The 1,827-nt window shown below is 46.8% G+C and carries 1 protein-coding gene; it reads left to right on the forward strand.

What is annotated here, in order from left to right:
* Nucleotides 1-49: 49 nt before the first annotated feature.
* Nucleotides 50-1,827, forward strand: a 1,778-nt coding sequence (gene parC / locus A3766_RS24505) for a DNA topoisomerase IV subunit A (RefSeq protein WP_068643148.1), incomplete at its 3' end; no start/stop codon positions are given.

Raw genomic sequence — 1,827 nt, forward strand, 5'->3', positions numbered from 1 at the left:
TTATAAAACTGGCCGCTTTTTATAGAGTCCTTAATTAAAAAAGGTAACCATGACCAACGAAATTATGTCTTTTGAAGACGGAGTTGAACAGGTTTCGCTTCGTGAATACACCGAGAAAGCTTATTTAGACTACTCAATGTACGTCATTCTTGATCGTGCATTGCCACATGTTGGGGACGGCTTGAAGCCTGTCCAGCGTAGAATCGTTTACGCTATGTCCGAATTGGGCTTGAAGGCGACAGCCAAGTACAAAAAGTCTGCTCGTACGGTGGGTGATGTCTTGGGTAAGTTTCACCCTCATGGAGACAGTGCTTGTTACGAGGCAATGGTCTTGATGGCGCAGCCCTTCAGTTATCGCTACCCCCTTATTGACGGACAAGGAAACTGGGGTTCTCCGGATGACCCGAAGTCTTTTGCTGCGATGCGATATACCGAGTCAAGGCTGGCTCCTTACGCAGATACACTTTTAGCTGAGTTAGGTCAGGGCACCGTAGAGTGGGCGCCAAACTTTGATGGCACCATGGATGAACCTAAAACTCTGCCAGCACGCTTACCTAATTTGCTATTAAACGGTACCACGGGTATTGCCGTGGGTATGGCAACTGATATTCCACCACATAACCTTAGGGAAGTGGCGAGTGCTTGTATTCGCTTACTTGATGACAGCAGTGTCAGCAATGAGCAGCTTGCTGAGAATGTTCTGGGGCCGGATTATCCTACTGGTGCCGAGATCGTGACGCCTCGTACTGAGTTATTGAATATCTACGAAACGGGCAGAGGCTCGATTCGTATGCGTGGAATTTACCACAAGGAAAACGGCGATATTGTGGTAAGTGAATTACCGCACCAGACTTCCGGGGCTAAAGTACTGGAGCAGATCGCTTCGCAAATGCAGGCGAAGAAGCTGCCAATGGTTGCCGACTTACGAGATGAGTCTGACCATGAAAACCCAACCCGTTTAGTAATTGTTCCACGTTCTAACCGCGTTGATATTGAATCTTTAATGGGTCACCTTTATTCAAGCACCGATTTGGAAAAAACCTATCGTGTTAACTTGAATATGATTGGTATCGATGGCCGCCCGGCAGTGAAAGGCCTGAAGGTTATTTTAACTGAGTGGCTTAGTTATCGAACAGATACCGTAACGCGTAGACTTAAATTTAGGCTCGATAAAGTCGAGAAGCGACTACACCTCTTGGATGGGCTATTGGTCGCCTTCCTGAATATCGATGAAGTAATCCATATCATTCGAACAGAAGATGAGCCAAAAGCTGTGTTAATGGCTCGCTTTAATCTGACTGAAGTTCAGGCAGACTATATTCTGGATACCAAGTTGAGACAGCTCGCTCGACTTGAAGAAATGAAGATTCGTGCCGAGCAGGAAGAACTTGAAAAAGAACGTAAAGAATTGAAGAAAATCCTAGGTTCTTCAGCTTTGATGAAGGCCTTGATTAAAGAAGAATTATTGGCGGATGCAGAAAAATACGGCGATGATCGTCGCTCCCCAATCGTTGAGCGGCAAGAAGCAAAAGCTTTCTCAGAAGCTGATTTGATTTCATCTGAACCCGTGACGGTTGTCTTGTCAGAGAAAGGTTGGGTGAGATCGGCTAAAGGTCATGATATTGATCCGGCAGGGCTGAATTATAAGTCGGGTGATGGCTACGCTTTATCGGCCAAAGGTAAGAGTCATCAAGGTGTCGTGTTTATTGATTCTACCGGGCGCTCTTATACCGTGCCGACACATAGCTTGCCGTCAGCAAGAGGCCAGGGAGAGCCCTTGACCGGTAAGATCAACCCGCCTTCGGGCGCAACGTTTAAAGCGGTCGT

It is taken from the genome of Oleiphilus sp. HI0132 (assembly GCF_001635845.1).